Annotated in this window: 7 protein-coding genes; 2 read left to right on the top strand and 5 right to left on the bottom strand. The window is 41.7% G+C overall.

Translation table 11 applies throughout. The annotated features are described in order from the left end of the window. Nucleotides 1-591: 591 nt before the first annotated feature. The 5 genes from hisF to JI65_RS16070 all read right to left on the bottom strand — a co-directional run bounded on the left by hisF (nucleotide 592) and on the right by JI65_RS16070 (nucleotide 5,529). Nucleotides 592-1,356 carry an imidazole glycerol phosphate synthase subunit HisF gene (gene hisF, locus JI65_RS16090; protein ID WP_191018183.1) on the bottom strand — a complete coding sequence of 255 codons (765 nt, stop codon included), beginning with the start codon at nucleotides 1,354-1,356 and terminating at the stop codon, nucleotides 592-594. Next, nucleotides 1,350-1,988, bottom strand: coding sequence for an imidazole glycerol phosphate synthase subunit HisH (hisH, locus tag JI65_RS16085; RefSeq protein WP_191018182.1), 639 nt, complete (start codon nucleotides 1,986-1,988; stop codon nucleotides 1,350-1,352). The genes hisF and hisH overlap by 7 nt, the downstream gene beginning before the upstream one ends. 234 nt (nucleotides 1,989-2,222) lie before the next feature. Next, entirely contained in the window at nucleotides 2,223-3,884 is a 1,662-nt protein-coding gene (locus tag JI65_RS16080) for a RecQ family ATP-dependent DNA helicase (protein ID WP_191018181.1), read from the bottom strand. A gap of 167 nt (nucleotides 3,885-4,051) precedes the next feature. Next, nucleotides 4,052-4,273: a hypothetical protein gene (locus JI65_RS16075; RefSeq protein WP_191018180.1), complete on the bottom strand. Its 222-nt coding sequence runs from the start codon at nucleotides 4,271-4,273 to the stop codon at nucleotides 4,052-4,054. Nucleotides 4,274-4,305: 32 nt separating this feature from the next. Beyond that, entirely contained in the window at nucleotides 4,306-5,529 is a 1,224-nt protein-coding gene (locus tag JI65_RS16070; RefSeq protein WP_191018179.1) for an OmpA family protein, read from the bottom strand. A gap of 217 nt (nucleotides 5,530-5,746) precedes the next feature. Here JI65_RS16070 and JI65_RS16065 point away from each other — a divergent pair, with 217 nt between their 5' ends. Both JI65_RS16065 and JI65_RS16060 read left to right on the top strand, forming a co-directional pair. Beyond that, nucleotides 5,747-6,340, top strand: a complete 594-nt coding sequence (locus JI65_RS16065) for an SAM-dependent methyltransferase (protein WP_191018178.1) — start codon at nucleotides 5,747-5,749, stop codon at nucleotides 6,338-6,340. Continuing rightward, nucleotides 6,340-7,338, top strand: a complete 999-nt coding sequence (locus JI65_RS16060; RefSeq protein ID WP_242457280.1) for a peptidoglycan DD-metalloendopeptidase family protein — start codon at nucleotides 6,340-6,342, stop codon at nucleotides 7,336-7,338. Before JI65_RS16065 ends, JI65_RS16060 begins: the two co-directional genes overlap by 1 nt. Nucleotides 7,339-7,367 lie beyond the last annotated feature (29 nt).

The following is a 7,367-nucleotide window of genomic DNA, read 5'->3' as shown; positions in this document are numbered from 1 at the left end:
GAGTCAGCTTGTGCGTTTCCCCGTGAGTTTTTTAGGAAAAAAACTCACGCTTCACTTTAGAGGCTTTACAGTTGTAAAAACGCCGCGAGTTGGCTTTTGAAGTTTGAGTCAGTTTGTGCGTTTCCCGTGAGTTTTTTAGGAAAAAATTCACGCTTCACTTTAGAAATCTTTTAGGATATAAAAAAACGCTGCAAGTTTGCTTTTGGAATTTGAGTCATCTTGTGCGTTTCCCGCAAGTTTTCAAAGGAAAACTCACGCTTCACTTTTTGAAGAGCTATCTAAAAATTGCCGTCATGCCGAATTTATTTCGGCATCTACACTGGCAGTTGCATAAGAGACCCCGAATCAAGTTCGGGGTGACTATCAGGGACTCCACTTTATGGGCAAACTGACTAAAAAATTGTCAGAACGAGAGCAAAAAATGGCTTTTGTGAACGTTTGCAAGGTGAGCCGCTTTGTGGCGTTAATAATCTTCCTTACACCTTGCACCGCGTGAACAAAAACATTTTTTTCGCGGTAATGCAGACAATTTTTTTACACCTGTAAGTTTATAATGCGGAATCCTTGGGGTGACTATACAGCTTGCTTGGCTTACAATCTTACTGGCACACCCAAATCGTTCAAATCTTTTTTAATTCCGTTTACAGTGTAGCCCATCGAGTGAACCATGCTTGCAATAAGTGCAGCATCGGCTTTCCCGTCGGTTAGAACATCGGCAAGATGTTGCGGAGTTCCACCGCCACCAGAGGCAATTACAGGAACGCTTACGTTTTCTGCAATCATTTTGGTAAGATTCAGCTCGTAGCCATTTTTCATGCCATCTGCATCAATTGAATTCAGCACTATTTCCCCGGCACCGAGAGAGACAGCTTTTTTTGCCCAATCTAGAGCGTCCAAATCGGTTTTTACCCGTCCGCCGTTAATGTAAACTCTGTAGCCTGAAGGACAACTTTCATCTTTTGCGGCATCCATTCCGAGAACGATGCACTGATTTCCAAAAATTCTTGCACCTTCGCGAATCAAATCTGGATTTTTTACCGCCTGCGAATTCAAGCTGATTTTTTCGGCACCAGCGAGAATAGTTGAGCGAATTTCTTCTATATTACCGATTCCTCCGCCAACGCAAAACGGAATAAAAACTTGTTCCGCTACACGGGAAATCAAATCTAGAATTGGGCCACGGCCTCGCGCACTTGCCATAATGTCGTAAAAAACAAGTTCGTCAACGCCCTGTTCGTAATATTTTTTTGCCATTTCAATCGGGTCGCCAATGTCAACGTTGTTCTGAAATTTTACGCCTTTTGTTGTGCGACCGTCCTTAACGTCCAGACAGACAATAATTCTTTTTTTTAACATATATAATTCTCCAAGATTTTCAGTCCTGCCTGACCGCTTTTTTCTGGGTGGAATTGGAATGCGCTTACGCTTCCGCTTGAAACGCACGCAGGAACTTTGCAGCCGTAATCAGCCACAGCTTTTACGATAGAAGAGTCTGCAGGTTGAATCAAATATGAATGCACGAAGTAAAAATCTGATTTTTTGGCAACTCTGTTAAAAAGTGGCGAGCCACCGTTGATAAATTCAAGATTGTTCCAGCCCATGTGAGGAACTTTCAGATTCATTTCGTTTGTATTACCGTCTTTCAAGGAATCTTTCCAAACACTTTCAAAATGCCGAATCGTCCCTTTTAGGATACCTAGACAGTCAACGTCGCCTTCTTCCGAATGTTCAAAAATAATCTGAGAGCCAAGGCAGATGCCCATGAGAGGTTTTTCAGCTGCAGCCCAATCTTTTAGGAAAGTGTCGAATCCTGTTTTTTTGAGCTGTTCCATCGCATATTTTGCTTCGCCTACACCTGGAAAAATCAGTTTGTCGCATTTTTCAAGGTCTGCGGGATTTTTTGAAAGCACGTAGTCCGCTTTTAGGAACGTAAGTGCACGTTCAACGCTTTTTATGTTTCCTGCGTTGTAATCTACAATTCCAATCATAGTTTTACTCCACGCTTTATTTTACGCACTAGAGCTATTTGTGGGAACACCTCTATTGAAGATTTCTTGAACTTGTGCCGATATAATTAAGTATGAAAATTAGTGAACTTATGCCCATTATTACTGCGGTGCTTACTGATACACGTGTAATTGTTACGGCGATTGTCATTTTCGTTTATCTCGATTTATGTTGTTATATCGTGCGTTACAGAAAAAAGCCTCCTAAGCCAAAAGCTAAGAAAGCAGTCGCCGCACCTGCTCCGAAAGCCGAAGAGTCTTCTGGCGAAGAGAATGGAGATGGTGGCGAAGAATAAGGATTTTTCTTCCTGTTTTGATTCTGATTTTGTGCTCCTTGCATATATCTATATGGTTTTTCCAAAGTCCGCCTAAACGGCGGATTTTTTTTTCGGATAGCAATTGCGATATGATTTCTGAGCTGTCTTTTGCTTCCCAAATGTTCATTCCAAAAAGAGCTGATTTTTCTCGGTTGAAGATTTCTGTAATTTCGTTCACGAGTTCTTCGCGAGTGTAAAGCTTTCTGTTCTTTTTGATGAACGCAAGAACTTTTTTTGCGTCACTCGCCTCGTAATCAATCTGTTTTCCTTGGTTGCGAGCGTCGCAGATGTCGCACCCGCTGCACTTTGCTTCCTCACCTCCAAGATAGTCCAGCATGAATTGTCTGCGGCAAGTTTTGTTCAGAACAAAGTCCCCCATTGCTCTTTCCCGGCTTCCGAGCGGAGCTTGCCTGTAGCGGATAAAGTCTGCGTGATTCCAAATCAGAACTGATTTTACTTTGTCTCCTTTACGCCCCGCCCGCCCGGCTTCTTGACAAAAATTTTCTAGATGATTCGGAGCGTCAAGGTGCACGACAGTGTAGATGTCTGATTTATCAACTCCCATTCCATAGGCACAAGTTGCAGCGAGTATTCCGTCTTTGCTGTCGAAGAACCATTTTTCGATTTTTTGCTTTTCTTCTTTCGTCATTCCTGCATGATAAAAACGTGCTTTTTCTGGGCCAAAGTAGTCAGCCGCAAGGCGTGCCATATCTTCTGTTCGGTGGCGTGTTCCGCAAAATATAATCATCGGGCGACGCATGGTTTTTGCACATTCAAGGGCGGCTTTTTGCTTTGCATAAGCATAGCGCACTTCGTAATGGATGTTCTCTCGGTCACTTGCTCCTTGTAAAAGATGAAAATTTCCGTCAAAAAGCACTTCGCCGATTCGTTTGAGAACTGTCGGACTCGCCGTTGCGGTGAATGCGGTTACGATTTTTACGCCCAGTTCCTTGATGATTTTTCCGAGCGTTAGGTAAGCTGGCCTAAAACTGTCGCCCCATTCGCTCACGCAGTGTGCTTCGTCAATCGCAACGTGGGCGATTTTGCATTTAGCGAGTCGTTTTACAAGGGCTTCGTTTTGTAGCACTTCAGGATTTGCAACGATTACTTTTGCGCCGTTTTTTATCATTTCAAAGTTTTTTTCGCGTTCTTCGCTTGTCTGTCCCCCCTTAAAAATGACGCTGGAAATTTTTGCCTGTTCCATTCGTCTCATCTGGTCTGACATCAGGGCTAAAAGCGGGTAGAGCACAAGTGTAGGTCCTTCAAGAATCATGGATGGAACCAGAAAGCACATGGATTTTCCGGCTCCTGTGGGCAGAAGTACGATTTGTCTGCCTCGGCAAAAAATGTCGTCATCGTGGTGAGATGCGAAACTTTCGTCCGTTTTTTGAGCTTCGGCGCTGTCTAGAATGTTTGCGATTACTAGCCTTTGCCACGGAAAAAGATACTTTACTCCAAAATTGTTCTGCGCCGTAAATGTTGCCTCGTCTGTTTCAAAGTCTTCTTCTGAGTCGAGTTGCACTTCTGTCTGTCTGAGTGTGTTTTCAAGTTCGCTGTTCATTAAAAAGCCCTGTTTATTCTGTAGGTGAAGTTTTGGTTTCCTGATTTTTCTGTCACATTGTTACTTCCCTTTTTCCATTCGTTTTTTACGGTTTTTTTGTTGAAAGATGATTTTATTTTGTGAAATTTTTACTGCATTGGATTTTTTTTGGAGATAATGGATATTTTTTAGATTTTAAAAGTCAAACAAAGATGTAGAGAAGTCTGAACGATTTTCTGAGAAGAATTGCTACGAAGTGGAATAAATCTCCGAAGAGCGATTCTGAAATTGTCTGTTATGCGCAAACAATAAAGTGAACCTGCAAAACTTGGCTTTCCTTGTCGCTGTGTTTTGCAGGCTGCTGTAAGTTTTCCACCAGAAAACTCGAAGGGAGCTGTAGAGCTAAGCATTCTGATTTACAGGGAAATTTTACTGCTCCCTTTTATTTGTCAAGAATCGTAATTTCTACGCGGCGGTTACGAGCCATGCCTTCTGGAGTGTCGTTCGACATAATCGGAATTCGCGAACCTTTTCCCGTTGTAAAAATTTGATTCTTTTTGCGCGTGCCTTTTCCTACAAGATAATCGGCAACAGAGTTTGCGCGCTCTTCGCTCAGAATCTGGCACGATTCCTCCGAACCAGAGCGGGCCGTGTGACCTTCAATCAAAAGATCGTTCGGAAATCCTGAAAGAATCTCCGCGATTTTGTCGAGTTTTGCCTGTTCGCTTTCAAGAAGATTTGATGAATTCGGCTCGAATTGAATTTTTTCGAGGCTCAGTGTAAGACCGTTCTCGCTTTTTTTAACCGAAACGTCCTTTATTCCGAGTTGGTCAACTTTGCTCTGAACCTGCTGAACCACGGCTTCGCTTGCAGTTCGCTTGAATTCCGTAACTTCGCTTTTTGAAGTTCCTGTGAACATGAGCACGTTGCCTCTCAAACTTGTAATTATGATTCTGAAATTCTCGTCAAAGTGGTCAATCTGACCTTTTTCGTTGTCCCACCAAATAGTTTTGTTTGAAAATCCCATTATCGAATCAAGAGTCTCTGTATACGAATTGGCAGCCTGTGGATTTTCGTAATTAATAGAATAATTCACTTGAATTACTTGAAGATTACGTTTTTCGTGTTTTGAATCCGACGAAATGCGCTCTTCGTCGCGAAGGTAAGTGTAAGTCGCGGTAAAAGGCACTTTTACAGGATTCGGAATCCCAAAGAGCTTTCTCATATCCTCGGCTTCGTAGCCGTCGGCAGTCCACGTGTCGCCAATTTTTACAGGTTTTTCAGAAAAAATCGGAACGTCGCGGACGACTGGCATGATGTAAGAATCTGCAATTTCGAATTTGCCATCTCGGCTTCGCCAATATTCGCTTTCAAAATTTTCGCTCCATGTCGGATAGCCGTTAAAAATCTCGCTCGTCATAAAGTTTGCTTTTTCATAACCTCGCCCATTTTCATCAACTTTAGAGACCGAAATAGTCGAGCGGTTCACGATTGTCGCGTGGTTCAAAAGTCGTCCGTTCATTTTTACTTCTTCTTCGACGACCGAGTTGAATTGATAATTGTCGTTTTGATGATATTTAAATTGAAGAATTTTTGATTCTGAATTTTGTGAAAAAATCGAAAAATTTATAACCGAAAACAAAATAAAAGTGACTATTTTTTTCATCTGAACCTCTGAACGAAATTGAAAACGTTGGTGTGTATTTACATCAATTCTTGCATCCTTACTAAAATATCGGAAATTTGTTAAAGTAACTTTGAATCTTCAAAATATTTAAAGAAATAAATTGTAAACTGAAGTGAAATTTCTTTGCAGAAGAGAAATTGGAGAAATTTTATATACAAAATCTTAAAAATTTGTGATAATTAACCGATAGAATATTATGGCAAATAGCTACGAAAAACCTGATTTTTGGTCGAGAAAAGCATTTTCTGAAGGCTATCCTGCGAGATCTGTCTACAAGCTTCAAGAGATTGACGAAAAATTCGGCATGATAAAAAAGAATTTTACTGTGCTTGATTTGGGAGCAGCTCCTGGAAGTTGGACGACATTCCTTCTGCGCACGATGGAAGGTAGCGGAAAAGTTGTTTCTTGTGATTTGAATCCTCTTTCTAAAGATGTAAAAGGTGAGAACCTTACGTTTATTCAGGGAGATTTGAACGAAAAATCAATCGTTGACAAAATTCGTGGCGAAGGACCTTTTGATCTCGTTGTCTGCGATGCAGCACCTCTTACGACTGGCAACCGTGTTGTTGATACAGCCCGTTCGCAAGGATTGGTAAAAATGGCTATCTGGTATTCGCAGGTCATGCTGAAAACTGGCGGCAATTTTGTTGTTAAGATTTTTCAGAATGGAGATCAGCAGGCTTTGTTAAAGTCTATGAGAGAGATTTTTACGACCGCCAAAGGCTTTAAGCCAAAGGCTTGCCGCTCTGAATCTTTTGAAACTTATTTAATTGGATTGGGAAAAAAGTGATGAAAAAGTTTAATCGGTTCAATCTTAAACGCTTCGCTGATCGAATATCGGCAAAAGCTCTTATTCAGGGGTCTGTAATCACAATGGGTGTTTGCGGAATTGTTCTTGCAGGTGCAATTGTATTTACAAGCAACCCTGTGCAGGAAGACGGTCGTGGTGGATTTGATACGACTGGCGTTCCTGTTGTAAACGAAGACGTGCTTGCCATTATTGACGGAGCAAATGCTGATTCTGCAGAAACTGCGCTGGAAAATACTTCTTCAGAGCTTTCATATTTTACATACCGCATCAAAAAAGGCGATATGATTGGTAAGATTGCAGCCAAATACGATGTGTCTCAGGACACTCTCATTAGTATCAACAAAATTAAATCATCACGAACAATCCAAGTTGGACAATATATTAAAATCCCTTCTAAGCCAGGAATTCTTTATGAAGTTAAGAATGATGGCGAGACACTTGATAAAATTGCAAAGCAGTATGAAATCGATATGGCTGAATGTGCTGCCGTAAATCATGTTAGTGTTTCTGGCAGTCTTGTTGCCGGTAGTATGCTTTTCTTGCCTGGTGCAAAACTTGACTGGGTTGCTTTGCAGGAAATCAACGGAGACTTGTTCCGAAAACCGATTCGTGCGTCATGGAGATTTACTTCTGGATTCGGTTACCGAGAGAATCCGTTTAACGGCTCACGCTCTTACCACAACGGAATTGATATGGCTTGTCCTACAGGAACTTCGATTTACGCGGCTCTTCCGGGAAAAGTCGTTCAGACTGGTTACAGTGCGACTTACGGAAACTTCGTAATCGTTGCTCATCATTCTGGTTACAAGACTTTGTACGGTCACATGAGTGCGATTCTTTGTGTGCCAGGTCAGAGCGTTTCTCAGGAATCTAGAATTGGTCGTGTAGGAAGCACAGGTTTGAGTACAGGTCCGCACCTTCACTTTACAGTTTACAAAAACGGAAAAGCTATCAGTCCGCTCGGTTTGATGGGCTAATCAAAAGCAAAATAGAACTAAAAAAANAC

The sequence above is a fragment of the Treponema zioleckii genome, from assembly GCF_014737315.1.
Lineage (GTDB): Bacteria > Spirochaetota > Spirochaetia > Treponematales > Treponemataceae > Treponema_D > Treponema_D zioleckii.
Note: the sequence above shows the minus strand (reverse complement) of the source record. Positions and strands in the feature narration are given on the sequence as shown.